The 23815-nt window shown below is 56.8% G+C and carries 26 protein-coding genes, 3 tRNA genes and 1 pseudogene; 19 read left to right on the top strand and 11 right to left on the bottom strand.

What is annotated here, in order from left to right:
* Positions 1-504 (bottom strand): division/cell wall cluster transcriptional repressor MraZ, encoded by a 504-nt coding sequence (mraZ, locus tag RUA4292_RS22115; protein WP_082637227.1) that lies wholly within the window; start codon positions 502-504, stop codon positions 1-3.
* Positions 505-1412: 908 nt separating this feature from the next.
* Here mraZ and RUA4292_RS22110 point away from each other — a divergent pair.
* Complete coding sequence (locus RUA4292_RS22110; protein ID WP_058279568.1) at positions 1413-1637, top strand: DUF1127 domain-containing protein; 225 nt, start codon at positions 1413-1415, stop codon at positions 1635-1637.
* Between the two features lie 371 nt (positions 1638-2008).
* Positions 2009-2299, top strand: a complete 291-nt coding sequence (locus RUA4292_RS22105; RefSeq protein ID WP_058279567.1) for a DUF1330 domain-containing protein — start codon at positions 2009-2011, stop codon at positions 2297-2299.
* Positions 2300-2302: 3 nt separating this feature from the next.
* On the opposite strand, the gene RUA4292_RS22100 is transcribed toward RUA4292_RS22105, so the two are convergent.
* A complete protein-coding gene (locus RUA4292_RS22100) occupies positions 2303-4699 on the bottom strand; it encodes an ATP-dependent helicase (protein WP_058279566.1) in 2397 nt (798 codons plus the stop codon).
* A 181-nt stretch (positions 4700-4880) separates the two neighbouring features.
* Here RUA4292_RS22100 and RUA4292_RS22095 point away from each other — a divergent pair, with 181 nt between their 5' ends.
* From RUA4292_RS22095 to RUA4292_RS22080, 4 genes are all read left to right on the top strand, one after another.
* On the top strand, positions 4881-6665 hold the full coding sequence (locus RUA4292_RS22095) for a sensor domain-containing diguanylate cyclase (protein WP_058279659.1): 1785 nt from the start codon (positions 4881-4883) through the stop codon (positions 6663-6665).
* A gap of 39 nt (positions 6666-6704) precedes the next feature.
* Positions 6705-7862, top strand: coding sequence for an alpha-hydroxy acid oxidase (locus tag RUA4292_RS22090; RefSeq protein WP_058279565.1), 1158 nt, complete (start codon positions 6705-6707; stop codon positions 7860-7862).
* 124 nt (positions 7863-7986) lie between these two features.
* Positions 7987-11424: a pyruvate carboxylase gene (locus RUA4292_RS22085; protein ID WP_058279564.1), complete on the top strand. Its 3438-nt coding sequence runs from the start codon at positions 7987-7989 to the stop codon at positions 11422-11424.
* Positions 11425-11500: 76 nt separating this feature from the next.
* The gene (locus RUA4292_RS22080) at positions 11501-11884 is read left to right on the top strand and encodes an MAPEG family protein (RefSeq protein WP_082637226.1); all 384 of its coding nucleotides are present in this window, start codon (positions 11501-11503) and stop codon (positions 11882-11884) included.
* Between the two features lie 15 nt (positions 11885-11899).
* Here the strand turns inward: RUA4292_RS22080 and RUA4292_RS24880 are convergent, their stop codons facing one another.
* Positions 11900-12052, bottom strand: a complete 153-nt coding sequence (locus RUA4292_RS24880) for a hypothetical protein (RefSeq protein ID WP_158507079.1) — start codon at positions 12050-12052, stop codon at positions 11900-11902.
* A gap of 149 nt (positions 12053-12201) precedes the next feature.
* Between RUA4292_RS24880 and RUA4292_RS22070 the strand changes: the two genes are divergently transcribed.
* From RUA4292_RS22070 to RUA4292_RS22055, 4 genes are all read left to right on the top strand, one after another.
* Positions 12202-12276 (top strand) — tRNA-Gly (locus tag RUA4292_RS22070).
* A 35-nt stretch (positions 12277-12311) separates the two neighbouring features.
* Positions 12312-12386: transfer RNA gene (locus RUA4292_RS22065), tRNA-Gly, on the top strand.
* 85 nt (positions 12387-12471) lie between these two features.
* Positions 12472-13338, top strand: coding sequence for a GNAT family N-acetyltransferase (locus tag RUA4292_RS22060; protein ID WP_058279658.1), 867 nt, complete (start codon positions 12472-12474; stop codon positions 13336-13338).
* A gap of 55 nt (positions 13339-13393) precedes the next feature.
* Complete coding sequence (locus RUA4292_RS22055) at positions 13394-13996, top strand: hypothetical protein (RefSeq protein WP_058279562.1); 603 nt, start codon at positions 13394-13396, stop codon at positions 13994-13996.
* 1 nt (position 13997) lies between these two features.
* Here RUA4292_RS22055 and RUA4292_RS22050 read toward each other — a convergent pair whose 3' ends face one another.
* The gene (locus RUA4292_RS22050) at positions 13998-14237 is read right to left on the bottom strand and encodes an Lrp/AsnC family transcriptional regulator (protein ID WP_058274459.1); all 240 of its coding nucleotides are present in this window, start codon (positions 14235-14237) and stop codon (positions 13998-14000) included.
* A gap of 153 nt (positions 14238-14390) precedes the next feature.
* On the opposite strand from RUA4292_RS22050, the gene hisB reads away from it, so the two are divergent.
* Both hisB and hisH read left to right on the top strand, forming a co-directional pair.
* On the top strand, positions 14391-14978 hold the full coding sequence (gene hisB, locus RUA4292_RS22045) for an imidazoleglycerol-phosphate dehydratase HisB (RefSeq protein WP_058279561.1): 588 nt from the start codon (positions 14391-14393) through the stop codon (positions 14976-14978).
* Positions 14979-15617: an imidazole glycerol phosphate synthase subunit HisH gene (gene hisH / locus RUA4292_RS22040; protein WP_058279560.1), complete on the top strand. Its 639-nt coding sequence runs from the start codon at positions 14979-14981 to the stop codon at positions 15615-15617. It begins immediately after the preceding gene.
* A 4-nt stretch (positions 15618-15621) separates the two neighbouring features.
* On the opposite strand, the gene RUA4292_RS22035 is transcribed toward hisH, so the two are convergent.
* A complete protein-coding gene (locus RUA4292_RS22035) occupies positions 15622-16023 on the bottom strand; it encodes a DUF2147 domain-containing protein (protein WP_058279559.1) in 402 nt (133 codons plus the stop codon).
* A gap of 134 nt (positions 16024-16157) precedes the next feature.
* On the opposite strand from RUA4292_RS22035, the gene hisA reads away from it, so the two are divergent.
* Positions 16158-16877 (top strand): 1-(5-phosphoribosyl)-5-[(5-phosphoribosylamino)methylideneamino]imidazole-4-carboxamide isomerase, encoded by a 720-nt coding sequence (gene hisA / locus RUA4292_RS22030; protein ID WP_058279558.1) that lies wholly within the window; start codon positions 16158-16160, stop codon positions 16875-16877.
* Here hisA and RUA4292_RS22025 read toward each other — a convergent pair whose 3' ends face one another.
* Positions 16878-17324, bottom strand: a complete 447-nt coding sequence (locus RUA4292_RS22025; protein ID WP_058279557.1) for a DUF302 domain-containing protein — start codon at positions 17322-17324, stop codon at positions 16878-16880.
* Between the two features lie 323 nt (positions 17325-17647).
* Here RUA4292_RS22025 and RUA4292_RS22020 point away from each other — a divergent pair, with 323 nt between their 5' ends.
* The 4 genes from RUA4292_RS22020 (at position 17648) to RUA4292_RS22005 (ending at position 19893) form a co-directional block, all read left to right on the top strand.
* Entirely contained in the window at positions 17648-17956 is a 309-nt protein-coding gene (locus RUA4292_RS22020) for a hypothetical protein (protein WP_158507078.1), read from the top strand.
* 213 nt (positions 17957-18169) lie between these two features.
* Positions 18170-18931 carry an imidazole glycerol phosphate synthase subunit HisF gene (gene hisF / locus RUA4292_RS22015; protein WP_058279555.1) on the top strand — a complete coding sequence of 254 codons (762 nt, stop codon included), beginning with the start codon at positions 18170-18172 and terminating at the stop codon, positions 18929-18931.
* Positions 18928-19245, top strand: a complete 318-nt coding sequence (locus RUA4292_RS22010) for a phosphoribosyl-ATP diphosphatase (RefSeq protein WP_058279554.1) — start codon at positions 18928-18930, stop codon at positions 19243-19245. The genes hisF and RUA4292_RS22010 overlap by 4 nt, the downstream gene beginning before the upstream one ends.
* A gap of 72 nt (positions 19246-19317) precedes the next feature.
* On the top strand, positions 19318-19893 hold the full coding sequence (locus RUA4292_RS22005) for a hypothetical protein (RefSeq protein ID WP_058279553.1): 576 nt from the start codon (positions 19318-19320) through the stop codon (positions 19891-19893).
* 3 nt (positions 19894-19896) lie between these two features.
* Here the strand turns inward: RUA4292_RS22005 and RUA4292_RS22000 are convergent, their stop codons facing one another.
* From RUA4292_RS22000 to rlmB, 4 genes are all read right to left on the bottom strand, one after another.
* Positions 19897-20367 carry a CoA-binding protein gene (locus tag RUA4292_RS22000; RefSeq protein ID WP_058279552.1) on the bottom strand — a complete coding sequence of 157 codons (471 nt, stop codon included), beginning with the start codon at positions 20365-20367 and terminating at the stop codon, positions 19897-19899.
* Between the two features lie 198 nt (positions 20368-20565).
* Entirely contained in the window at positions 20566-21018 is a 453-nt protein-coding gene (locus tag RUA4292_RS21995) for a YHS domain-containing (seleno)protein (RefSeq protein ID WP_058279551.1), read from the bottom strand.
* Between the two features lie 104 nt (positions 21019-21122).
* On the bottom strand, positions 21123-21437 hold the full coding sequence (locus RUA4292_RS24275; RefSeq protein ID WP_082637225.1) for a hypothetical protein: 315 nt from the start codon (positions 21435-21437) through the stop codon (positions 21123-21125).
* Entirely contained in the window at positions 21418-22191 is a 774-nt protein-coding gene (gene rlmB, locus RUA4292_RS21990) for a 23S rRNA (guanosine(2251)-2'-O)-methyltransferase RlmB (RefSeq protein ID WP_058279550.1), read from the bottom strand. Before rlmB ends, RUA4292_RS24275 begins: the two co-directional genes overlap by 20 nt.
* A 116-nt stretch (positions 22192-22307) precedes the next feature.
* Between rlmB and RUA4292_RS24875 the strand changes: the two genes are divergently transcribed.
* Positions 22308-22391, top strand: a tRNA-Tyr gene (locus tag RUA4292_RS24875).
* 186 nt (positions 22392-22577) lie between these two features.
* Here the strand turns inward: RUA4292_RS24875 and RUA4292_RS21985 are convergent.
* Complete coding sequence (locus RUA4292_RS21985) at positions 22578-23357, bottom strand: hypothetical protein (protein ID WP_058279549.1); 780 nt, start codon at positions 23355-23357, stop codon at positions 22578-22580.
* Positions 23358-23479: 122 nt separating this feature from the next.
* Between RUA4292_RS21985 and RUA4292_RS21980 the strand changes: the two are divergent.
* A pseudogene (locus RUA4292_RS21980) lies at positions 23480-23767 on the top strand (transposase); the annotation flags it as partial.
* Positions 23768-23815: the final 48 nt, after the last annotated feature.

Raw genomic sequence — 23815 nt, 5'->3', positions numbered from 1 at the left:
TTACGCATCCCCGGTGCCGTCAAGGAACTCCAAAGGATCAAAGTCCTCGGGCTGTTCGTCCAACCACTCTTCTGCCGCAGCCAATTCTTCGGAATCGTAAGTTTCCGGCTTCCAAATCTGGAACGTGTCACCCGCGGCGATAAAGAATGCCTCACCTTCAAGATTGATCTTGTTGCGCAGCTTGGCCGGCAGCACCAGACGGCCGGTTTCATCCACTGTGGTCGGGAAAGACTGACCGTGGAACATGCGCTGCAACATCTTCCGCTGCATCGACCCGCGCGGCAGCGCATCGATCTTGGCATCGACCTCTTCGATCGCCTGCATAGTATAGCATTCCAAGAATTTGCGTCGGTGGTCGCCGTAGACAATTACAAGCTCAGGAGTGTCGCCGGGCTGCCAGTTCGGGTCAGAGGATTCAAGCACACGGCGAAACGAGGCCGGGATCGACACCCTGCCCTTCGTATCCACCTTGTGGTGGCTTTCACCTCTAAACCTGCGCGCCAAGACGACTGTCCCTTCCGCTTGCGCCCCACTTAAAATTCACTCCCCCAGATGAAAAACGGCGGGTTGATCTGCTGCCACTGATCAACCCGCCGCATTGACCCGCTGTGCGGGATGTCCAGCTGCGCGCGCCACCTGGGGGGATGTCTGCTCGCCCGCGCGCCGGATCTCTTGATTGATGAAAGCGAGATGCCTGTATGAAACCTGTTTTTATTGGTTCGGGGTCGTTTGGCGCCCCATGTGCCTCGTCCTCATCGGATGAACTAGGGATGACATGGGAATTCATGGAAATCAACAGAAAATTTGCCGACCCCATGTTCAGAATCACAGTTTAGCCAACGCAACTGGGAAAGAAAACCACCCCGCAGACACCAATTGTAGGCGATTTATATTATCAGTATACTAAATAGGCCAATTTCGGAGCCACCCCAAATATTCCCATAATTTCCCAGAAAATTCTCCCAGAGGTGATATTTTATGATGAGCATAGCGAAAATGGGCCACTGGGTTAACGAATCATCCCAATTTTTTAACCTCAGCCACATGTGGATTCTGCGCCGCCCCAGCTGACGCCCATGAATTCCCACGATCAGAAATCATCATGTCAGCCGCCGCGCGCCTGGCCCGTCCAATACACAAAGCGCACAAGAATTGACAAACTACGCTCAAAAGACGCGCAGACACGAAAATTCAGAAAACCTTGTTGAGGCCTTCCCTAGGGGAAACACTCACTGAAGGCCTTATTTTATTGGCTCGACCAAACCCACACTGGCAACCGGTTGATATCTATGCATTTGCTGCATAGCAGCATTGACGTTGTCCGGTATTGTGCAATCGCAGCATTTGATTATTTTCAATCTCAAGCAAGCGTCGGACAACACCGGCAACAACGAATACATCGAGTAAAGCAAATGGCTGTAGCAACACAGAACACCGCGCTCAAAGGCGCACCGGCAGTTAGCCTGGCTTCGCTGTTCGAGGCGGCAAAGACCCGGTTCACCCGATATCGCGTCTATCGCCAGACAGTTCACGAACTGTCTGATCTGTCGAACCGCGAACTGGCTGATCTGGGGCTTCACCGCTCAATGATCCGCCGCCTGGCTCAGCAAGCGGCCGAAGAGCACGTCGCGCGTTAAGCGACACAGAAACATCGAGATCAGGTCCTTCCTCCTCCCTTTTGGACCTGTATTTCAGCGGCGACATCTCTCCTCCTCCCTGATGTCGCCGCCCTTTATACCGGCCTTGAACGCCGGGACGTGACACACCGGGTACTCCTCCCTTTCCCGGTGTTGAAAGCACGCGGCGACGTCTCTCCTCCTCCCTGACGTCGCTGCGTCTTCCTCATACCGGGATCAAACCCGGGTTCGGATACATCAGGGCTCTCCTCCTCCCTGCCCTGATGTTGAAAAGAACGGCGGTTCCCTCTCCTCCTCCCTGGGAACCGCCGTTTTTGTTTTTCGCACCGAGATGTAAACTGAAGCCCTGACCAGTATTTCAGGAGCTTCCGATGGCCGCATATTTCATCGCCCAGATTTCCATTCACGACCCAGACGGGTACCAGAAATACCTTGAAGGCTTCATGCCGATCCTTGACCGGCATGGAGGTCGCCTGCTGACGATATCCTCCAAACCCGTGGAATTGGTCGAGGGCGTATGGCCCGAAGACGGAATTGTGTTGATAGAGTTTCCATCTCTTGCCGCGGCCAAGGCGTGGAAAGACGACCCAGACTATATCAAGCTGGCGGAAATCCGGCACAAAACCGCGACGGCAAACATGGTACTGGTTGAAGGGCTATAGCGTTTAGAACGGCACATCATCCTTGGCGGACAGAAAGCGGGAAACCACTTTTTTCAATCCGGCTTTTTCGAAATCGACCTCAACCTTGTCGCCTTCGATGCCGATCACCGCGCCATAGCCGAATTTCTGATGAAACACGCGCTCGCCAAGGGTGAAACTGGCGACCGCAGTCGCGTCAATCACCGTGTTGCGGCTTTCGCGGGGTTGGGACGTTCCATACTGCCCCTGCCGGGCCTGCAATCGCCGCCAACCGGGGGAGTTATAGACATTGGCCGCGGCCGCACGGGTTTCGATACCGGCAGTCGGCTGACCACCCCCATACAGCCCCGGCGGTGTCAGAACTTCGACATGATCTTCAGGCAACTCGTCAATGAACCGCGACGGCATCGCGTTTTGCCATTGACCAAACACCCGACGATTGGCCGCAAAAGAAATCGTACAGATCTCTTCCGCGCGTGTGATGCCAACATAGGCCAATCGCCGTTCTTCCTCGAGCCCCTTGATTCCGGATTCGTCCATCGACCTTTGTGACGGGAACAACCCGTCTTCCCACCCCGGCAGGAACACGGCCGGGTACTCCAGCCCCTTTGCCGCGTGCAGGGTCATGATCGAGACTTTTGCCCCGTCCGATTCCTTCTCGTTATCCATCACCAGGCTGACATGCTCCAAAAACCCTTGCAGATTCTCAAAATTATCCAGTTGGTTGACCAGCTCCTTGAGGTTTTCCAAACGCCCCGGAGCCTCGGGCGTTTTCTCGTTCTGCCAGTGGGCCGTATAACCGGATTCGTCCAGGATGATCTGCGCCAACTCGATATGTGACACCTCTGGCTCACCAAACCGCATCGGAGCTGTGCCGTCATCAATCACAGAATCATCATCGACTTCGATCTTGGGCCCGCGCGTCATCGCGTTCCAACGCGCCAACCCGTCGATCAACTCGCGCAGTGCTTTGCCGCCTTTGCCTTTGATTAGCCCATTATCGACAGCAATCCGGGCGCCATCGACCAGCGACACGCCATTTTCCCGCGCCGTCATCTGAATCGTCTGCTGCGCCTTGTCACCAAGGCCGCGTTTCGGGGTATTCACGATCCGCTCGAAGGCCAGATCGTCGCCGGGGCTGACCACCAGTCGGAAATAACCCATCGCGTCGCGGATCTCCATCCGTTCATAGAATCGCGGGCCGCCTATGACCTTGTAGGGCAGACCGATGGTCAGAAACCGGTCTTCAAACGCGCGCATCTGATGCGAAGCACGGACCAGAATGGCAATCTCATCCAAATTAAAGGGCCGCGCGCCCCGTGTTCCGCCTTGCATCGCGTCGATCTCTTCACCGATCCAGCGGGCCTCTTCCTCGCCATCCCAGTGGCCGATCAGACGAACTTTTTCGCCCTCTTGTGCGTCGGTCCAAAGTTCCTTGCCCAGGCGGTTTTCATTGCCCCGTATGACATTGGACGCAGCGGCCAGGATATGCGGGGTCGAGCGATAGTTCTGTTCCAACCGCACCACGTAAGCGCCGGGAAAGTCCTTTTCGAACCGCAGGATGTTGCCTATTTCGGCCCCGCGCCAGCCATAGATCGATTGGTCATCATCGCCTACGCAGCAAATGTTCTTGTGCGCCCCGGCCAGCAGCCGCAGCCACAGGTATTGGGCGACGTTGGTATCCTGGTATTCGTCCACGAGAATGTAGCGGAACCAGCGTTGGTATTGCTCCAACACATCCTGATGAGTCTGGAAGATCGTGACCATGTGCAACAGTAGGTCGCCAAAATCTACCGCGTTCAGCTCTCGCAGACGAGTTTGGTACTGCGCGTAGATCTCGAGACCTTTGTGGTTATAAGCCCCCGCATCGGCTGCCGGCACTTTGTCGGGCGTCAGGGCGCGGTTCTTCCAGTCATCAATGATGCCGGCCAACATGCGCGCAGGCCAGCGTTTGTCATCAATATTAGCCGCTTGAATCAGCTGTTTGAGCAGCCGCAACTGATCATCCGTATCCAGAATGGTGAAATTCGATTTCAGATCGACCAGTTCCGCGTGCCGGCGCAGCAGCTTGACGCAGATCGAGTGGAATGTGCCCAGCCAAGGCATCCCCTCGGCTGGTTGCCCCAACAAACGGCCCACGCGGTTCTTCATCTCGCGCGCGGCCTTGTTGGTGAAAGTTACCGACAAGATCTCGTTGGGGCGCGCCCGCCCGGTACTAAGCAGATGCGCGATACGCGCGGTCAGTGCCTTGGTTTTGCCCGTACCTGCGCCTGCCAGCATCAGGACAGGCCCATCCAGTCGCTCGACCGCGTCACGTTGCGCCGGGTTCAGCTCGTCCAGATACGGCATAGGGCGCGCGGCCATGGCGCGCGCGGACAGGGATGCGCCCTCGAAGGCGTCCATTTCGTCAAAACTGCTCATCTTTTCAAACTACGCTGGATGTTGGCCGAGGGAAAGGGTTTGTTCACGCCTTGTTCGCATAGATTTTGTTACTCCATTACGATCAATTCTAATCAAGCGACTTGGACTGAGAACGGCTTCGTTAACCATCTGTAAAACACCCGCCGCGATGATCAGTAAATTGCTGTGGGAGCGCGAAGGTATGACTCAGGATAATCGGGGGGCCGTAAATCACCGGCTGAAATGGATCGGTATCAGCATGTTGCTGATTTCTCTGGCAATTGGAAGCGGCTGGGGAATTTACAAATTGCCTGCGCCGCTGGTCGACAGGATGCTAAAGGTCGACATTCTCAAGCAAGCCGAGCTGTGGAAGCGCCGTGTCGTCTTGCATCTGGAGGACCCCGAGACCGCGCTTAAGACCGGCGTGATTGATGCGCATGACGCCGAATTTCTGGCCGCGATGCCCGAAGCTTCTGATGTTTGCCGCTTCAAATTGCTCGACTCGAACGGGCGTGTCATCTGGTCGACTCGTCCGACTGAGGTAGGCAGTGTTGAAAACCGTGATTTCTTTCGCAGCGACGTTGCCAGAGGAATGATTCACTATATTCAGGAAGTTGTTCCACTGTCCGAGATCGACGGGCTTGATCTGCATACCGACAATATCCTGAACGCAACGCAGCACCATGTTGCCGAAGTCTTTATGCCGGTGGCCAAGAATGGGCGTTTCATCGGCGCCATTGAATTCTTTACTGATATCTCCGACTTGCGCACCACGTTCATCTCGCGGCTTAGGATTTCATTGACCATTCTAAGCGGCATCGCCTTGCTTGCGCTTGTTGCCGTGTCCTTTGCCAGCTACAGGGCGAACCGCTTGCAATTGCGGGCGCTGCAAAAACAATCCGCCAAAGAGCGTGATCTGATGGAAGATCAGCTGCGCCTGGCCCGCGAAGTCCGATTGCTGGGCGAATTGAACGAGTGGTTACAATCCAGCCGGTCCTTGGACGAGCCGTTCGATATGGTCTCGCGCTTCATGACCCATATCCTACCCGAGGCTGAGGGCAGCGTTTACGTGTATTCCAACTCGCGCGACGTCCTGGATGGCTCTGCCAGTTGGAATGGCGGGACCCATAAGGCGCACATCCATCCCGAAGGGTGTTGGGGGCTTCGGCGTGGCCGAACCTATGAATACGGCGCGTCCGAGATCGACTTTGCCTGTGAACACGCCGAACCACATGACGGACGGCCCTATTTCTGCTTTCCAATTCTAGCGCATGGGGAGACGGTCGGCCTTCTACACCTCCGCGCCCTTGAGGGGACAGATGAGGCCTTTCATACAAGTAAAAAGCTGGCACAGCTCAGCGCCGAACAGATCAGTATGGCGATTGCCAATGTACGGATGCGCGATCAGTTGCATGACCAGTCCGTCCGGGACCCTTTGACCGGGCTGTTCAACCGGCGGCATATGCTTGAAACCCTGCGTAAATCAATCAACCGCAGTCAGCAAACCGGCGCACCGCTCAGCCTGATTGCCGTGGATGTGGATCATTTTAAGAAGTTCAACGACACTCATGGGCATGATGCCGGTAACATGGTGTTGCGCGCCGTTGGGGCTGCTTTGGAACAGGGCTGCGACCGGGACGAGGTTGCCTGTCGCATTGGTGGCGAAGAATTCATGCTGATCCTACCCGACAATACATCGGACGACGCAATCACCCGCGCCGAACAGTTGCGGCAAGCGGTCGAGGCCGTCTCGGTGCGCTACGGTGAGAAATCCCTGCCCCGTATCACGATCTCGGTTGGGGTTTCGCATTATCCGGCGCATGGCACGATGCCGCAGGATCTGATGCGCGCTGCGGATGATGCGCTGTATGCGGCAAAGGACAAAGGTCGCAATCAAGTGCAGGTCGCCGGCAGCGGAAGTGACTCACAGCAGATTTCCCAGCTCAAAAAGCCGGTAAAAGCCACTGGTGGGAAATCAACGGCTTAAAATCCTTGCCGAATCGCGCCTTAGGTCCGATCAATCCCCATGGACCTTCATAGTCGCTTTCCCGGCATCGCCGATCTGAAACACCGCGCCCAGCGCAGGATTCCTCACTTTGTCTGGGAGTATCTGGACAGCGGAACCGGGGTTGAAGCCACGCTGCGCCGCAATCGCGAGGGATTGGACCGCGTCGGTTTCCTGCCGTCTATCCTGCACGGACCATTGGAATTTGACACTTCGACCGAGTTCCTGGGTCAGACCTACCCATTACCGTTCGGCGTTGCCCCGATCGGTATGGCCGGCCTGATTTGGCCTGACGCCGAAGCTCATCTTGCCCGCGCTGCCGCAAGCGTCGGTCTGCCATTTACCCTATCCAACGTTGCCTGCCAAAGCCCCGAGGACGTCGCGCCGCATCTGGGTGACAACGCATGGTTTCAGCTTTATCCGCCAAAGGACCCGGACATTCGTAAGGATCTTCTGAATCGGGTCCGGGATGCTGGCTTTACGACGCTTGTGATGACCGCAGACGTTCCGGTTGCATCCCGGCGCGAACGGCAGACACGCTCGGGCCTGACCAATCCACCAAGATTGACGCCGCGCCTGCTAGCCCAAATCGCGATGCGGCCGGAATGGGCGCTTGGAATAGCGCGCAGCGGGCCGCCGCGGATGCGGACACTGGACAAGTATACGGACAACTCCAGCAACTTGCCCCCGACGGCCCATGTTGGGTATCTGCTCCGCACGTCTCCGGACATGGACTATGTTCACTGGCTGCGCGATGCCTGGGATGGCCCGCTGCTCGTGAAAGGCGTGCAGCGCCCTGAAGATGCCGAGCCATTGCAGCGGGCTGGCGTCGACGCCATCTGGATATCGAATCACGGCGGACGACAATTCGATGGTGCCCCTGCCGGAATCGACGCCTTGCCTGCAATCCGCGCGGCCACAGACCTGCCCCTGATCTTCGACAGTGGTATCGAAGGTGGTCTGGACATCTTGCGTGCCAAGGCCCTTGGGGCCGATTTTGTGATGCTGGGCCGTGGCTTCATGTATGGGCTGGCCGCCCTCGGCGCCAAAGGCCCTGCCCATGTCATCGACATTTTGCGGCAGGATATGCACGCGAATATGGGTCAAATGGGGGCTGTGTCGCTGAATCACCTGCCCCCAGTCGTGCCGCTTGCCGATGCTGCGGTGCAGCGTTATTAGATAAATAGCGCTAATAGGGGGCGTTTGCGAGCGTTAACATGCCGGTTCTACCCAGAACGACTGATATACGTGCGCGTATTGTCCGCCTATCAACACGGCCAAACAAGTAGGACCGGGACTCGACATGACTGAATTCACCAAGATCCTGATCGCCAACCGAGGCGAGATTGCCATTCGCGTTATGCGCGCCGCCAATGAGATGGGCAAACGCACCGTTGCCGTCTTTGCCGAAGAGGACAAGCTGGGCTTGCATCGGTTCAAAGCGGACGAAGCCTATCGCATTGGCGAAGGGATGGGGCCTGTTGCGGCCTACCTGAGCATCGATGAGATCATCCGCGTCGCTAAAGAATGTGGGGCAGATGCGATCCATCCCGGCTATGGCCTGCTGTCCGAGAACCCGGACTTTGTCGATGCCTGCGTGCAGAACGGCATCACCTTTATTGGCCCGAAGGCGGAAACCATGCGCGCCTTGGGTGACAAGGCCAGCGCGCGCCGCGTGGCCGTCGCGGCGGGTGTGCCTGTGATTCCGGCGACTGAGGTTCTGGGCGATGACATGGATGCGATCCGGGCCGAGGCAAAAGAAATCGGTTATCCCCTGATGCTCAAGGCGTCGTGGGGCGGTGGCGGGCGCGGTATGCGCCCGATCCTATCCGAGGATGAACTGGAAGAGATGGTTCTGGAAGGCCGTCGCGAGGCCGAGGCCGCATTCGGCAATGGCGAGGGTTATCTGGAAAAGATGATCATCCGCGCCCGCCATGTCGAGGTGCAGATCCTGGGCGACAAGCATGGTGAGATCTATCACCTGTATGAACGCGACTGCTCGGTCCAGAGACGGAACCAGAAGGTGGTAGAGCGCGCGCCTGCGCCATATCTGTCCGAAGAGCAGCGAACCGAGATCTGCGAACTGGGTCGCAAGATTTGCGCCCATGTGAATTATGAATGTGCTGGCACTGTTGAATTCCTGATGGATATGGAAACCGGCAAGTTCTACTTCATCGAGGTCAACCCACGTGTTCAGGTGGAACACACCGTCACCGAAGAAGTCACCGGTATCGACATCGTTCAGGCGCAAATCCTGATTGCCGAAGGCAAAACTCTGGCCGAGGCCACCGGCGCAAACAGCCAGTCGGATGTGCACCTGACCGGCCACGCGCTGCAAACCCGGATCACCACCGAGGACCCGCAAAACAACTTCATTCCCGACTACGGTCGTATCACCGCCTATCGCTCGGCCACCGGAATGGGCATCCGTCTGGATGGCGGCACCGCTTATGCGGGGGGTGTGATCACGCGCTATTACGACTCGCTGTTGACCAAAGTGACCGCCAAGGCGCCGACACCCGAGGCTGCGATTGCCCGGATGGACCGCGCTTTGCGTGAATTCCGAATTCGCGGCGTCAGCACCAATATCGACTTTGTCATCAACCTGCTCAAACACCCGACTTTCTTGTCGAATGAATATACGACCAAATTCATCGACACGACGCCGGATCTGTTCTCCTTTAAACGCCGCCGCGACCGGGGCACCAAGGTTCTGACCTACATCGCCGACATCACGGTGAACGGGCATCCCGAGACCAAGGACCGCCCCGAACCTCGCGCTGATCTGAAAGACGCAAAGCCCCCGGCACCGAACTCCGAGCCGCAGATGGGCGCTCGCAACCTGCTGGAACAAAAAGGTCCGCAAGCCGTTGCTGATTGGATGAAGGCGCAGCGCCAGCTTCTGATCACCGACACAACCATGCGTGACGGGCATCAGTCTCTGCTGGCGACCCGGATGCGTTCGATCGACATGATAAAAGTGGCACCGACCTATGCAGCGAACCTGCCCCAGCTCTTCTCGATCGAGTGCTGGGGGGGCGCGACCTTTGACGTGGCCTATCGTTTCTTGCAGGAATGCCCGTGGCAGCGCCTGCGCGACCTGCGCGAGGCGATGCCGAAGCTGATGACCCAGATGCTGCTGCGCGGCGCGAACGGGGTCGGCTACACCAATTACCCTGACAACGTTGTGCAAGAGTTCGTGCGTCAGGCATCGCAGAACATCGACGTGTTCCGTGTGTTCGACTCGTTAAACTGGGTCGAGAATATGCGCGTGGCCATGGACGCCGTGGTTGAGAACGGCAAAATCTGTGAGGGCACCGTCTGTTACACCGGAGATATTCTGGACCCGGACCGCGCCAAGTATGACCTGAAATACTATGTCGGCATGGCGAAAGAACTGCGCGATGCAGGTGCACACGTTCTGGGTCTGAAGGATATGGCGGGGCTTTTGAAACCGGCCTCGGCCAAAATCCTGATCCGTGCGCTGAAGGAAGAGGTCGGCCTGCCAATCCACTTCCACACACACGATACTGCCGGTATCGCCAGCGCCACCATTCTCGCTGCATCCGAGGCGGGCGTGGACGCGGTGGATTGCGCGATGGACAGCTTCTCGGGCAACACTTCGCAGGCGACGCTGGGCACCGTGGTCGAAGCACTGCGCCATACCGAGCGCGACACCGGGTTGGACATCAAGGCCATCCGTGAGATCAGCGATTATTTCGAGGCGGTTCGGGAGCAATATGCGGCCTTTGAATCCAGCCTGCAGGCCCCGGCTTCTGAAGTTTACTTACACGAGATGCCCGGCGGTCAGTTCACCAACCTCAAGGCGCAGGCGCGGTCTCTGGGACTTGAGGAGCGTTGGCACGAAGTGGCTCAGATGTACGCGGACGTAAACCAAATGTTCGGCGACATCGTGAAAGTTACACCTTCGTCGAAAGTGGTCGGTGACATGGCGTTGATGATGGTCAGCCAGAACATGACCCGTGAACAGGTCGAAAACCCGGATACCGATGTGGCCTTCCCCGACTCGGTTGTGGACATGATGCGCGGCAATTTGGGTCAACCTCCGGGCGGGTTCCCCGACACTATCGTCACGAAGGTCCTCAAGGATGAAACACCCAACACAGATCGCCCGGGCAAGGATGTCCCACCGGTTGACCTTGAAGGCACACGCGCCGAGCTGTCCCAACTTTTGGAAGGCAAAGAGGTCGATGACGAGGATCTGAACGGCTATCTGATGTATCCAAAGGTGTTCCTGGACTACATGGGGCGTCACCGGGCTTACGGACCTGTGCGCACTCTTCCCACGCGCACCTTCTTCTACGGCATGGAACCCGGCGAAGAGATCACGGCCGAGATCGACCCCGGCAAAACACTGGAAATCCGCTGTCAGGCCATCGGTGAGACCGATGAAAAGGGCGAGGTCAAAGTGTTCTTTGAACTCAACGGCCAACCGCGCGTGATCCGGGTTCCAAACCGACTGGTGACCTCAACCACGCAGTCCCGTCCTAAAGCCGAGGCAGGCAACCCCAACCACATCGGCGCGCCGATGCCAGGTGTGGTGGCCACCGTCGCCGTGGCTGCGGGTCAGGAGGTCAAGGAAGGCGACATGCTGCTGACCATCGAAGCGATGAAGATGGAAACCGGCATCCACGCCGAGCGCGATGCGACGGTCAAGGCTGTGCATGTTCAGCCGGGCAGCCAGATTGACGCAAAGGACCTACTGGTCGAACTGGAATAAACGACCTAACCTTTTCGGGAACAAGGGCCGTTCGGGGAACCGGGCGGCCCTTTTTTGATCCTGAAAGGAGCAGACCATGCTGTCCATCACCCCAGTCTATGCCGCATTGCTGGCACTTCTCTATGTCGCGCTCAGTGTGCGGGTCATCATGCAGCGCCGCGGCGACAAGATTTCTTACGGCGATGGTGGCAACACCGACATGCTCAAAGTGATGCGCACGCATTCCAACTTTGCCGAATATGCACCGTTTGCCCTGTTGCTGATCGCCATGGTCGAGCTGCAGGGCGCCGGTGGCTGGTTGGTCAATCTGTTGGGCCTTGGCATTCTGGCCGGGCGCGTGCTGCATGCCTATGGGTTCGGCCGCAAACCGCAGATCGTGATTCTGCGCCAGATCGGCATGTTGCTGACCTTCGCCGTGATTGTGGTAGCAGCCATAGCCAGCCTTTTGATGGCGCTGTGAACCGGATGGCGGGGATTACCCCGCCAAAATCTGCGTTTCGATTCGAGGGGATTCCGTAAAAATTGATTCGACATCGCCCATTCGATTCTCGCCTTTGCCAGACACCGCCGTAGCCAGCAAAATCATCGCCGCCAGGGCCGCCATCTTCAGATCCTTAGTATACGTCATTTTCGTCACCTCCACCGTTCTTATTCTTGGATGCTCTGGTTCTTGAACGGTTAAGAGGCGCGTTTCCGTCGCAAAGAATTTTCCTCTTTTTTGTTTTTTCCGCTTGAAGCCCTGCTTGGGAATTAATACACCCCTCCTCACTCAACGGCGCGGGCGTAGCTCAGGGGTAGAGCATAACCTTGCCAAGGTTAGGGTCGGGCGTTCGAATCGCCTCGCCCGCTCCATTGAGAGACCGAATGGTCGAAAATATGTATCTGATGCGGGCGTAGCTCAGGGGTAGAGCATAACCTTGCCAAGGTTAGGGTCGGGCGTTCGAATCGCCTCGCCCGCTCCAGATACAAACCTCTCTAAACATGCTGGTTCTTTGTCTGGTGTTGCGGCATTCTCGAATGGCACGCAATCACAACAGAGGTGCGCTGATGCCAGAATACGCTGTTCGCGCTTTGACTGAAGACGAATTACAAACGGCCGTCGATTGGGCCGGCCAGGAAGGCTGGAACCCAGGGCTACACGACGCGGTCTGCTTTCGCGGTTCCGACCCCGAAGGGTTTAAGGGCGGTTTCCTGGATGGGCAGATGATCGCATCGGCCTCTGCTGTGAATTATGACAATAACTACTCGTTTTTAGGCTTTTATATCGTGCAACCCGAGTATCGCGGATCGGGATATGGGCTGCAGGTTGCCGAGGCGGTCAAGGCGCATTGCCAGCACCGGAACATGGGCATGGACGGTGTCGTCGAACAGCAGGACAATTATCGAAAATTCGGGTTCGAGCTGGCCTATGACAATTACCGCTTCTCGGGCACGGTGGGTAAAATCCTAGGTCAACTGGGCCGGTCCCTTCACGATCAGATCACACCCCTCAGCGCCCTGTCAGATGATCTGAGGTCGTATGATCGGGGCCTGTTCCCTGCCCCGCGCGACACATTCCTTCACGCCTGGCTCGGTGCGCCCAGCCACGTCTCTCGCGTGTTCGAAGAAGATGGTCAGGTCAAGGGCTATGCAACCCTGCGGCGATGTTTGAGCGGGTACAAGGTCGGCCCCCTATTTGCGAACAATCCCGAGATCGCACAAGCCCTTTTAATGTCACTGCTGGCTACACTTCCCGCCGATCAGATGGATGCGGAGGTCTTCATCGACATGCCCAACCCCAACGCGCATGCTATGGCAATGGCGCAACAGTTGGGTTTGACCAAAGTCTTCGAAACAGGTCGCATGTATTCCAGCCACGCACCAAGTATTGATCTGGACCGGATTTACGGCATCACAACATTCGAACTGGGGTAATTTTACCCCACACTCGACATTCCAAAAGCGCATTTACAAAAAGGAAATCTATAGAATGCCCAGCGAAACCCAAAAGCGGTTGCTGCTTGAGATGTTTGAGAATCTGCCGGGCGTGGTTTTCATGCTTTTGTTTCGGGCCACGGATGATATGCGATTGGCCGGGTGGATCGGCACGGTTCTGGCCGCCTCGGTTTGCGTTACCTATGTCAGGAAAACGCTGCGTCCACAGCCCATTTTACTTGGTATCAATCTCTTCATGGTGGCTATCACGCCACTGATCGAATGCCTGATCTTGCTTGGCTATCGCGACACGGCGACGATTTTGACCGGGAACATCGCGACACTCGTTCTTATGAGTGTATTCTTAACGGGTGTCGTTTTGACCTTGTTCAGAACGAACGGGTTCCTGAACTATCAGACCAACGGGACAAAACAGAGAAACACGCACTCGGCCGTTTTGCTTTTTGTTTGCACAATCGGTGTCGTTTGGTCGCGATTTGCCGGAGACAATTATCTGGTCTCGCTTGGCATTCCGCTGATGGTATTGTTCGGTGTGCATCAGTTGCTCCGGGCAGGAATAACTGATCAGCAGGCGCGCAATGGCGCGATTTTGGCATGTGCCGCGCCACAAGGTTCCGTATCCGACGCTTCGGCCTGACTCAGAACGCCTTGAAGGTCATAGTAGTCAGCGAACGCTCGATATTCGGGATCACAAGCAGGTTTTCATTGATGAAATGACCGACATCGTCGGTTTCGGGGATATAGAGCTTGAGCAGCAGGTCATATTCGCCGCTGGTCGAGTAAAGCTCGGAGTGAATCTCGCGCAGCGCGATCTCTTCGGCGACCTTATAGGTGGTGCCGGGTGTGCAGCGGATCTGAATGAAAACGCAGGTGGACATGTTTTGGACCTGTTGATTGAGTTTCCGGCAGGCTGGCATGGCACGTCACCGGGCGCAATCCCCTGCAACAGATTGTAGTGAAAGCAACGCTTGGTCTGGATAAGCCGACCAATCCCCGTCTATAAGCGCGCCTGTAGCAAAAGGAATTCGCCCATGCGCAGCGCAAAGATCAGCCGTCAAACCGCCGAGACCGAGATTTCGGTCGAGGTCAATCTTGACGGAACCGGCACCTATGACAACCAAACCTGTGTTGGGTTCTTCGATCACATGCTGGACCAACTTGCGCGCCATTCGCTGATCGACATGACGATCCGCGCCAAGGGTGATTACCACATCGACGACCACCACACGGTTGAGGATACCGGCATCGCGCTGGGTCAGGCGCTGACGCAGGCGTTGGGCGACAAGAAGGGCATCCGTCGTTACGGCGAGTGCCACCTGCCCATGGATGACGCGCAAGTACGCTGCGCTCTGGACCTGTCCGCGCGCCCGTTTCTGATTTGGAACGTGGACCTGCCGACCCCCAAGATCGGCACGTTCGACACCGAACTGGTGCGCGAGTTCTTTCAGGCACTCAGCACGCATGGCGGCATCACGTTGCACATCGACCAGTTGCACGGGTTCAATAGCCACCACATTGCCGAGGCCGCGTTTAAGGCCGTCGCGCGTGCGTTGCGTTTGGCGGTCGAAACCGACCCGCGCAAGGCGGATGCGATTCCGTCGACCAAGGGCGCGCTGTAAATGCTGACCGCTATTATCGACTACGAAAGCGGCAACCTGCACTCGGCCGAAAAGGCGTTTCAGCGCATGGCGCGCGAGATGGACGCGGGTGAGGTTGTCGTGACCTCGGACGCGGACGTCGTTGCGCAGGCCGACCGGCTGGTTTTGCCCGGTGACGGCGCTTTTCCCGCCTGCGCGACTGAGCTGCGCGGGCACAAAGGCATCTACGACGCGATGGTTGAGGCAGTCGAGCAGAAAGGCCGTCCTTTTCTGGGCATCTGCGTTGGCATGCAACTGATGGCCTCGAAGGGTCACGAATATCGCGAGACCGACGGTCTTGGCTGGATTGCAGGTGATGTGGTGCGGATCGAGCCTTCAGATAGTGCTCTGAAAGTACCGCATATGGGCTGGAACGATCTGGTTCTGGAAAGCGAGCACCCGGTCTTTGCCGGAGTGCAATCAGGCGATCACGCCTATTTCGTGCACTCCTACCACTTCCGGGTCAGCGACCCGGCGCAGCGTTTGGCTTATGTGGAGTATGGGCAGGAGGTCACGGCCGTGATCGGCCGCGACACTATGGTTGGTATGCAGTTTCACCCTGAGAAAAGTCAGGACGTGGGCCTGCGCATGATCGGGAACTTCCTGACCTGGACGCCCTGAGCGGTTACTGAACCCGGGTCCAATCCTGCCCGCGACACACCAGACCGCCCACAGCGCAGCCTTTGACAGTCAGCTTGTTCTGGCTGTCCAGTGTCATTTTCGAGCTGTAGGTCTTGTCCCGGTCTGGGGCCCAGATCTTACCGCCGCCATAGCTTCCGCCGCCATCAGGCACCATATCCCAGATGATCTGCTTGCCGAGGTTTTCATACGCCAGCTGCTCATTACCGTCTTTGTCAAAGGCGGTGTCGATGGTGCCACAAATCGCGCTGCCGCATTCCGAAATCGAAACGTGTAGATACCCACCGGTATCCCCGGGCTGAGTCTTCCAAAGACCGTCAACCGGATCGGCTGCAAAAGCAGCGCTGGCCAATACCGCAAACCCGGCTGCAAGTGTGAATGTTTTCATGATTTCCTCCCTTATTTCTGCTCAGTCTGGCCCGGCTGGGCAATTCCGGCAAGATTGACTTGGCGTCGCGTTGCATCCCCTGCCCCGCATGTGCGATATCCCGCGCGAACAAATCAGATATAGGGCCGCCTGACATGATCCTCTACCCCGCCATCGACCTCAAAGACGGAGAGGCCGTGCGCCTGCTGCGTGGTGAAATGGATAAGGCAACGGTGTTCAACGAAAACCCGGCGGCACAGGCCCGTGCTTTTGTCGAGGCAGGCTGTGAATGGCTGCACCTCGTGGATCTGAACGGCGCTTTCGCGGGTGAGCCGGTCAACGCCGCCCCGGTTGAAGCGATCCTGAGAGAATGCAACGTGCCCGCGCAGTTGGGCGGTGGCATTCGCGACATGTCCACGATCGAGACATGGATCGACAAAGGTCTGGCGCGCGTGATTCTGGGCACCGTGGCGGTCGAAAACCCCAATCTGGTGCGTGAGGCTGCCAAGGAATTTCCTGGCAAAGTTGCTGTTGGCATCGATGCGCGCGACGGCATGGTGGCCACCAAGGGCTGGGCCGAAGAGACCAACGTGAAGGTCACCGATCTGGCCCGCAGTTTCGAGGACGCAGGCGTTGCGGCCATCATCTATACCGACATTAATCGCGACGGGGCGATGCAGGGGCCGAACATCCGGGCTACGGCAGATTTGGCCCGCGCGGTTTCAATCCCGGTCATCGCCTCTGGTGGGGTCAGTTCGCTGGATGATCTGATCGCCCTGCGTGATTGTGGCGTGGCATTGGACGGCGCGATCTCGGGCCGGGCGCTTTATGATGGCGCGATTGACCTTTCCGAGGCCATTCGCGCCTTAAGCTGATCACTCGGCCGCAACCGAAGTCAGCTTGGCAAGCGCACCGCGCATCTTTTCGATGACAGGTGATTTCGCGACTTCGTCGAGCTCATCCATCGTCTCTTTTGGGTCCTCATAGGCCAGCCAGACTTGCCCAGTCTCGTCTTCGTATGCCTGCACTTTGAGCGGCAGGAAAAGCCCGGCGCGCGGATCAATCTGCATCGCGGGTGTACCCAGTGCCGGGTTGCCAAAGATCAGAACCTGATTGGCGGGGATGGTCAGACCGACCTTTTCCGCACCAGCTGCATGATCGACGCGTGCAAAGACGGTCGCGCCCGCATTGCCAACGGCAGCTTCTAGCGCGTCCAACGCCTCTTGCACCGATTTGTTCGTGTTTACCTTGATGATGTCGTCAGCCATGGCGGACATCGCCCCTCCAAAAGTCAAAATTATTGCCAATATCAGATTTCGCATATCGGGTTTCCTTCTGTAAATTTCATCCAAATTGTCTCAGCTTTTCGCGAACTTGCAATCACATCCTCGGCATCGGCGAAGCCTTGCCGCGCACCTGATTTTTACGGTGTCACACACGCTGCGGACCATCCCACACTTGAGAGTAATAACGCCATTTGACATGTGTTTTACCCTGCTCAACCCAAGCTCGCTTTAAATTTGTCAATAGTTCGAAAACGAACTCGAGCAGGAAACTCGACTGTGCCACGGTCCCTTAAGTTGCTTCCTCAGTGCATTGGACTAAAAATTGCCCTTCCTCCTGGGTATGCGCCGGTGCTTCACCCATGGTTTTGTGGTCCTGTGGTCCTGCGGAAGACGCTCCCCATTTCCTCAACAGCGCTGTTAAAGTGGGATCATTACTTACTCTTCTGGTGTTTCCTATGCTGGAAGCCTCCTTCTGCGTAACCAATGCGACCAACAACCTGTGGTCCATCTGGATTGTCATCATTGGTAGAATGATCGCGAAAAGCGGCCTCCTTGCGTTGTGCAATTTTGGCCCGCAAAAAACCCACGCGGTGATTCTCAGCCCCGATCAGTACAGGGTCGATGGCTTTGTCCACAGCAATAAAATGGCAGCCCGTGGTCTCAAATGAGAATGAGCCGTGGACGAACGACAAGGCTAATCTACTGTCCACGCTCAAGTTATCTAAAGATTATGCCCAAATACCTAGCTTACGTTTACTTCCAATCGGCAGACATTCTGCTTCAAAGGGCCAATTGACCCCGCCATTTTCCGCAACGCGCCCCAACGGTACTGGAAAAGGCGGGGTTTTGCCGATACAGGTGCGCCAACAAAGGACGCCGGTATGCTGAAAACCCGTATCATTCCCTGTCTGGATGTCGCCGATGGCCGTGTTGTCAAAGGTGTCAATTTCGTTAGCCTGCGTGACGCGGGCGATCCTGTAGAGTCGGCCAAAGCCTATGACGCAGCAGGCGCGGATGAGATCTGTTTCCTGGACATTCATGCCACCCATGAAAATCGTGGCACCATGTTCGATGTGGTTCAGCGCACGGCAAAACAATGCTTTGTTCCGCTGACGGTCGGCGGAGGTGTCCGCACCAAGGACGACGTGCGTGCGCTGTTGCTGGCAGGCGCCGACAAGGTCAGCTTCAATTCGGCCGCAGTCGCCAATCCGGATGTCATCGCAGAAGCTGCCGATCAGTTCGGCAGCCAGTGTATTGTGTGTGCCATCGACGCAAAAACAACAAGCCCAGGCAAATGGGAGATCTTCACCCACGGTGGCCGCAAGCCGACCGGTATCAACGCGGTTGAGTTCGCCAAAACCGTTGTCGCCAAAGGGGCTGGCGAAATCCTTTTGACCTCAATGGATCGCGACGGCACCAAGGCAGGTTTCAATCTGCCGCTGACCCGCGCGATCTCGGACGCGGTGGACGTGCCGGTGATTGCTTCTGGCGGCGTAGGCAACTTGGATCATCTGGTCGAGGGTGTGACAGAAGGCGGAGCCAGTGCCGTGCTGGCGGCCTCGATCTTCCATTTCGGCGAATACACTATCCGCGAGGCCAAAGAACACATGTCTGCGGCTGGCATCCCCATGAGGCTGACATGAACATCCTGCACCATCTGGCCGCGACAATTGAGACCCGCAAAGGTGCCGAGCCCGACTCTAGCTGGACCGCAAAACTGTTGGCCAAGGGGCCAGAGAAATGTGCCGAGAAGTTCGGGGAAGAGGCTGTTGAGGCCATCATCGAAGCCGTCAAAGGCGACAAAGACAAGCTGACCGCCGAGGCTGCGGATGTCCTCTATCACCTGTTGGTCATGCTGGCCGCGCGGGACGTGGCGCTGGATGACGTTTTGACCGAGTTGGCCCAACGCCAGGGCACAAGCGGAATCGCAGAAAAGGCATCACGCCCAAAGACCTAAGCGCGGGTTCCGTCCTGCCGCTCTGCCCTATATAGTCAGGGATCAGTGTGGGACCGACCGAGGAACGCAGGAATGACCAGGGCTCTTGCCAGTGTAATGGCTTTGCTTTCGCTTGTGATGATTACCGCGTGTTCGGCACCGCCGCGCTCGACCGGTGATGAAGTTCACAGACTGGCAACGGAAATCCGCAGCCTTGGTCCCGACATCGACCCCGAAGAAGCCGACCGCGCGGCCCGCATCGCCTATTCCTATACTGCGCAGCTGGTTCAGGAATACGAAATTACTGACCCTCCGCTGATCCACAATGCCAAGGTCAACAAGGGTCTACGCCCGCGTGGGCTGTGTTGGCATTGGGCCGAGGATATCGAACGTCGGCTGAAGCAAGAGAACTTCCGGACGCTGGACTTGCACCGTGCGATAGCAAATGCGGACAACCAGTTCAGAATCGACCACAGCACAGCCATCATCAGCCGCAAGGGTGAGACGATGTATGACGGCGTGGTGCTGGACCCATGGCGATACGGCGGTGTTCTGTTCTGGTCGTCCTTGGTGGAAGACACCAAGTATGAGTGGGTGCCCCGAAGCGTTGTTCTGGAAAAGCGCCGCCAGGAACAATACGGGGAATTGCTGCCGTATGTCGGCGGCTAACCTTCACAGTCTGGAAGAAATCACTCCGGTCGCGAATCCACCCATGCGCAGCTCGCCAAACAGGCGCTGATACTCGATTTTAGGGCAACGGTTCATCACCACATCCACGCCGCGCGCCTGTGCTTTGATTGCAGCTTCGAGGTGTTCCACGCCGATCTGCATCCAGATCGTGCGTAGGTCGGGAAAAGAAGACAGCGTTTCGTTGACTATTGGCGGAACAGCTTCGGAACGGCGAAAGATGTCAACCATATCGACCGGCTGAGTAATCTCAGACAAAGACGCGCGAACGGTCTGCCCGAAAAGTACTTTCCCGGCATGACCTGGGTTCACCGGGATCACCGCGTATCCCTTAAGTGAAAGATGCCGGGCGACATAATAGCTGGGCCGCACCGGGTTCATCGAAACGCCCACCACGGCAATCACCTTGGTGCGACGCAGGATGTCTTTCAGGAATGGGTCTGTGTAATTCGCCATGCGGCCACCCTAGATTTGGCGCAGCAAAGAAAAAAGCGCTCAGGTCAAACCTGAGCGCCAGTTGTTGGAACGAGGGACAGTGAAATGACCCGCGGCAGTTCCGTTCCGCGGTCACTGTGGCATTTAGGCATAAGTTCAGAGAAAAAAAGAGGGGCGTCGCATTTTTGTGATGACAGCCCGAAGAAAGCGGAAATTCGCCTAGTCTTGATACAGCACCACAGGCCAGTTTTCCTCGGCCATGTGAATGTATTCTGCACGATCTCCGCGCCAGAGCTGCTCAATCTCAGGCGAGTGGGTCAGGTACAGCCGGCCTTCCACCATGTCCCAAAGCATCGGATCGGTGCTTTTTAAGATACCTTGCGCCATGGCATAGGCGCAGTAGCCCCCGAACTGAGGGGAAAAGGCGCGAGGATTGCTTTCAAACAGATCGCGATTCTCGGCCGAGGCGAAATGCCACTCGGCCCCTTTCCAGATCACAGAATATTCTGGCAATCCGCGGACCGGCGTTTCCTCAAGAAAATATGAGACGGGGTCATAGCCGGCCATGACGGCACCGTCCGCCTCATAGAAGACGGGCATGTCCTGTGCATGAGCGGCAGGAAGAAGGGCAACGGCGGCTATCGCGCCAAGTATGAAATGTTTGATTGGCATCACATGCTCAGGATTACAAATTCAGGTTATCAAAATGCAATCTTTTGTCGCGCGAAACACCCCTATTAACGCGGTTGTGAACGCTCGTGTCGCATTATCCCACGTCAGTCAAAGATATCCTCGACCACATCCCATGCTTCATCAATGACGCGCGCAAAAATCCCCTTTTTCTTCTTTTTCTTTTTGGACTTGTATGCGGCAGCGGTTTTGTAGCCGTCGCGCTTTGGCTTGTCATTGCTCAGCTTGCGCTTGGGAACCATCTTGAGGTCATGCAAAGGGGCACCGCAGCTAGAGCAGCTGAGTTCGTGGCGTTGCTTCCCCTTCAGAACCAACGCAGCGCGCGTTCCGCAGTAACAGCAAGTAGCGATTTTGGTCGGGCTGGTAATGGCTCTCTCCTGTCTATCGATGCCTTGAAGCATATAAGGCAATTGCGGCAGCATTTGAGACGTTGAGAGAACCAAACCCACCGGCTGCGTCGATTTTCACCAGTTGATTGACAGTTTCCTTGGTCTTTTGCCGCAGGCCGGGTCCTTCGGCCCCCAGCACCAACGCGACAGGTTGATCAAGTTTGCCGCCCAACGCCGTCTCGATGGTTTGTTCGGCCTCACCGTCCAGACCCAATACCAGAAAGCCCATGTTCTGCAGCTCGACAATGGTATCCGCCAGATTGCGCACGCGCAGATAGGGCTGACGCTCCAGTGCTCCACTCGCGGTTTTGGCCAGCGCTCCGGTTTCCGGGGCCGAATGGTGTCGCGTACCGATCACGGCACTGGCTCCAAGCACTTCGGCCGAGCGAAGAATCGCCCCAACATTGTGCGGGTCGGTAACGCGGTCCAATAAAATGACCCTGGGATGCTCACGCCCAATGCAATTTTCAGCCAGCCCGCCCCAATCCAGCGGCTTGACCTCAAGTGCAGCCCCCTGATGGACTGAACCGGGATCAATGGGCGCGGTGAATTTTCGCGGATCGACCATTTCGGCCTCAATCCCTGCAAATTCAATCGCTTCTGCCAGTTTATCCCGTGCGTTCCGCGTCACAATCAGTTTCAGTTTCTGTCGGTTCGGGTTCATCAAAGCATCCCGAACGGCATGGAAACCGAACAGCCAAACGGTTTCAGACGCCGCAGCTTTGCGTGCTTGTTCCTTTTCAACGACCCACTTGGGTTTCTTCATTTCTTGGGCCTCCGGGCCGGGAATTCGGTTTCCTGCGTCAAAGCCAAATTTTCCTGTTGACGCTTCTTCAAGGCGCTAGTAATCACGCCTCCACGTCAGGTGCAACGCCTGACAGTGGGCGACAGGCCGCAAGGTGTGGCAGGGGACTGTAACTCCCTCGCGGAGACGCACGCCTGGTTCGATTCCAGGGTCGCCCACCACTCAGTCTCCACAAAACCATACCAGACACACCTTCCCTGGATAGTTTTTAATTTTCCGTGAGTTACGAGGGGCGGTGACGGCCGAGACCTCACGTATTGTCTCTGATCTGGGCCATTTCGGCGCGATTTCGTCCGAAGTCTCAGCGGAGCATTCGCGCGTGAGGTCTTGGGGCAGGCCTAGATGCTCTATTGATGCGGAAAGCCCAGAATCTTCCGCTGTTCATGCCAGTCCAGCGGCAGTTCCGGAAGGCTACGCAACTTCTTTGCTGTGAGATGTTGTGGCTGACGGCCTTCGAGAATGGCCGTTGAGATATCCGGTGCCAGCCAGGCAAGCGGCAGGATGCGACTAACCGATCCACTTCGGAGCCCTTCGCCGTCTTCAATCTGGCGGACGGTGCTGGACTTGCCTTCCAGCAACTCGCCGCCCCATCTCCTCGCATCAGCGACAAGGTTGATGAGGTCTTGGTCTGGCTGCGGTGCATCGGGCGGGGCAATGACGATCGGCTTCGCCCGTCCAGCCTGACGCTTCTGGAATGGGACCTCGAAGGCGGCATGGATTGGTAGCTTTGTTTTCTCAAGGGGCAGTAACGCGCCCAGATTCAACCGAACGCAAAACTGTCCATTTGATAAATCAATGCGATCAACCAAGCCGTTGAGACGCTGTGCATCTGGGTGTTCACCCTCATCGACAATCTGGTTTCTCAGAGAATCCGCTGCACGGAGAATCTTTGTGATCGAAGACGGATCCAAATCGACTACCGATCTGATCTGGTGGGTCAGCCATGACTGATCGTCCAGGTGGTTCTTGAGCCCACTCAGAACCAACCGCTCGACTTCTCCGGCGGGAAGTTGTTCGATACTGCCTTGGTCGTCTGAGCAGGATGATTTTGACGTATAATACCAGTACCGCCGTGATTGGGCTATTCCGCCCAAACGGGTCGACTTGATGGCGTAGGTCGTGCGCATTGGACGACCTACGGAATCAAAGAGCAGCCCGTCCAGCAGGCGCCGAGCCGACCGTCGGGACGTTGCTGAGCCTCCCCATTTGAATGGGCCCACCGTTAAGATTAGGAAACGGAGGACCAAGAATGGCAAACAAGCGACCGAAGCCGGAAGAAATTGTCTCGAAGTTGCGGCAGGTTGAAGTTCTGATGGGGCAAGGGATGCCGCGTCTGGATGCGATCAGACAGATCGGCGTTGTGGAGCAAACCTATTACCGCTGGCGCAAGCAATATGGCGGAATGGGTGTAGACCAATTGAAGGAACTTAGGCGGCTTCAGAAGGAAAATGAGCGGCTCAGGCGTGCGGTATCAGACCTGACGCTCGACAACATAGCAATCATGTCTGGAGCTATGACTTCGTGCATTGTCGCACCGATGATGGGAAACCTTTCCGGACGTTGAACATCATCGACGAGTTCAGCC

Origin of the sequence: Ruegeria atlantica (genome assembly GCF_001458195.1) — a bacterium.
In the GTDB taxonomy this organism is placed as follows: Bacteria; Pseudomonadota; Alphaproteobacteria; order Rhodobacterales; family Rhodobacteraceae; genus Ruegeria; species Ruegeria atlantica.
The sequence above is the reverse complement of the archived record's forward strand: the minus strand, read 5'-3'. Positions and strand labels throughout refer to the sequence as shown.

Bases quoted from the DNA above. Each gene is read 5' to 3' on its own strand.
- RUA4292_RS22110 (WP_058279568.1), top strand. From the start codon at position 1,413: ATGGCTGTAGCAACACAGAACACCGCGCTCAAAGGCGCACCGGCAGTT.
- RUA4292_RS22105 (WP_058279567.1), top strand. From the start codon at position 2,009: ATGGCCGCATATTTCATCGCCCAGATTTCCATTCACGACCCAGACGGG.
- RUA4292_RS22100 (WP_058279566.1), bottom strand. From the start codon at position 4,699: ATGAGCAGTTTTGACGAAATGGACGCCTTCGAGGGCGCATCCCTGTCC.
- RUA4292_RS22095 (WP_058279659.1), top strand. From the start codon at position 4,881: ATGACTCAGGATAATCGGGGGGCCGTAAATCACCGGCTGAAATGGATC.
- RUA4292_RS22090 (WP_058279565.1), top strand. From the start codon at position 6,705: ATGGACCTTCATAGTCGCTTTCCCGGCATCGCCGATCTGAAACACCGC.
- RUA4292_RS22085 (WP_058279564.1), top strand. From the start codon at position 7,987: ATGACTGAATTCACCAAGATCCTGATCGCCAACCGAGGCGAGATTGCC.
- RUA4292_RS22080 (WP_082637226.1), top strand. From the start codon at position 11,501: ATGCTGTCCATCACCCCAGTCTATGCCGCATTGCTGGCACTTCTCTAT.
- RUA4292_RS24880 (WP_158507079.1), bottom strand. From the start codon at position 12,052: ATGACGTATACTAAGGATCTGAAGATGGCGGCCCTGGCGGCGATGATT.
- RUA4292_RS22060 (WP_058279658.1), top strand. From the start codon at position 12,472: ATGCCAGAATACGCTGTTCGCGCTTTGACTGAAGACGAATTACAAACG.
- RUA4292_RS22055 (WP_058279562.1), top strand. From the start codon at position 13,394: ATGCCCAGCGAAACCCAAAAGCGGTTGCTGCTTGAGATGTTTGAGAAT.
- RUA4292_RS22050 (WP_058274459.1), bottom strand. From the start codon at position 14,237: ATGTCCACCTGCGTTTTCATTCAGATCCGCTGCACACCCGGCACCACC.
- hisB (WP_058279561.1), top strand. From the start codon at position 14,391: ATGCGCAGCGCAAAGATCAGCCGTCAAACCGCCGAGACCGAGATTTCG.
- hisH (WP_058279560.1), top strand. From the start codon at position 14,979: ATGCTGACCGCTATTATCGACTACGAAAGCGGCAACCTGCACTCGGCC.
- RUA4292_RS22035 (WP_058279559.1), bottom strand. From the start codon at position 16,023: ATGAAAACATTCACACTTGCAGCCGGGTTTGCGGTATTGGCCAGCGCT.
- hisA (WP_058279558.1), top strand. From the start codon at position 16,158: ATGATCCTCTACCCCGCCATCGACCTCAAAGACGGAGAGGCCGTGCGC.
- RUA4292_RS22025 (WP_058279557.1), bottom strand. From the start codon at position 17,324: ATGCGAAATCTGATATTGGCAATAATTTTGACTTTTGGAGGGGCGATG.
- RUA4292_RS22020 (WP_158507078.1), top strand. From the start codon at position 17,648: ATGGTTTTGTGGTCCTGTGGTCCTGCGGAAGACGCTCCCCATTTCCTC.
- hisF (WP_058279555.1), top strand. From the start codon at position 18,170: ATGCTGAAAACCCGTATCATTCCCTGTCTGGATGTCGCCGATGGCCGT.
- RUA4292_RS22010 (WP_058279554.1), top strand. From the start codon at position 18,928: ATGAACATCCTGCACCATCTGGCCGCGACAATTGAGACCCGCAAAGGT.
- RUA4292_RS22005 (WP_058279553.1), top strand. From the start codon at position 19,318: ATGACCAGGGCTCTTGCCAGTGTAATGGCTTTGCTTTCGCTTGTGATG.
- RUA4292_RS22000 (WP_058279552.1), bottom strand. From the start codon at position 20,367: ATGGCGAATTACACAGACCCATTCCTGAAAGACATCCTGCGTCGCACC.
- RUA4292_RS21995 (WP_058279551.1), bottom strand. From the start codon at position 21,018: ATGCCAATCAAACATTTCATACTTGGCGCGATAGCCGCCGTTGCCCTT.
- RUA4292_RS24275 (WP_082637225.1), bottom strand. From the start codon at position 21,437: ATGCTTCAAGGCATCGATAGACAGGAGAGAGCCATTACCAGCCCGACC.
- rlmB (WP_058279550.1), bottom strand. From the start codon at position 22,191: ATGAAGAAACCCAAGTGGGTCGTTGAAAAGGAACAAGCACGCAAAGCT.
- RUA4292_RS21985 (WP_058279549.1), bottom strand. From the start codon at position 23,357: ATGCGCACGACCTACGCCATCAAGTCGACCCGTTTGGGCGGAATAGCC.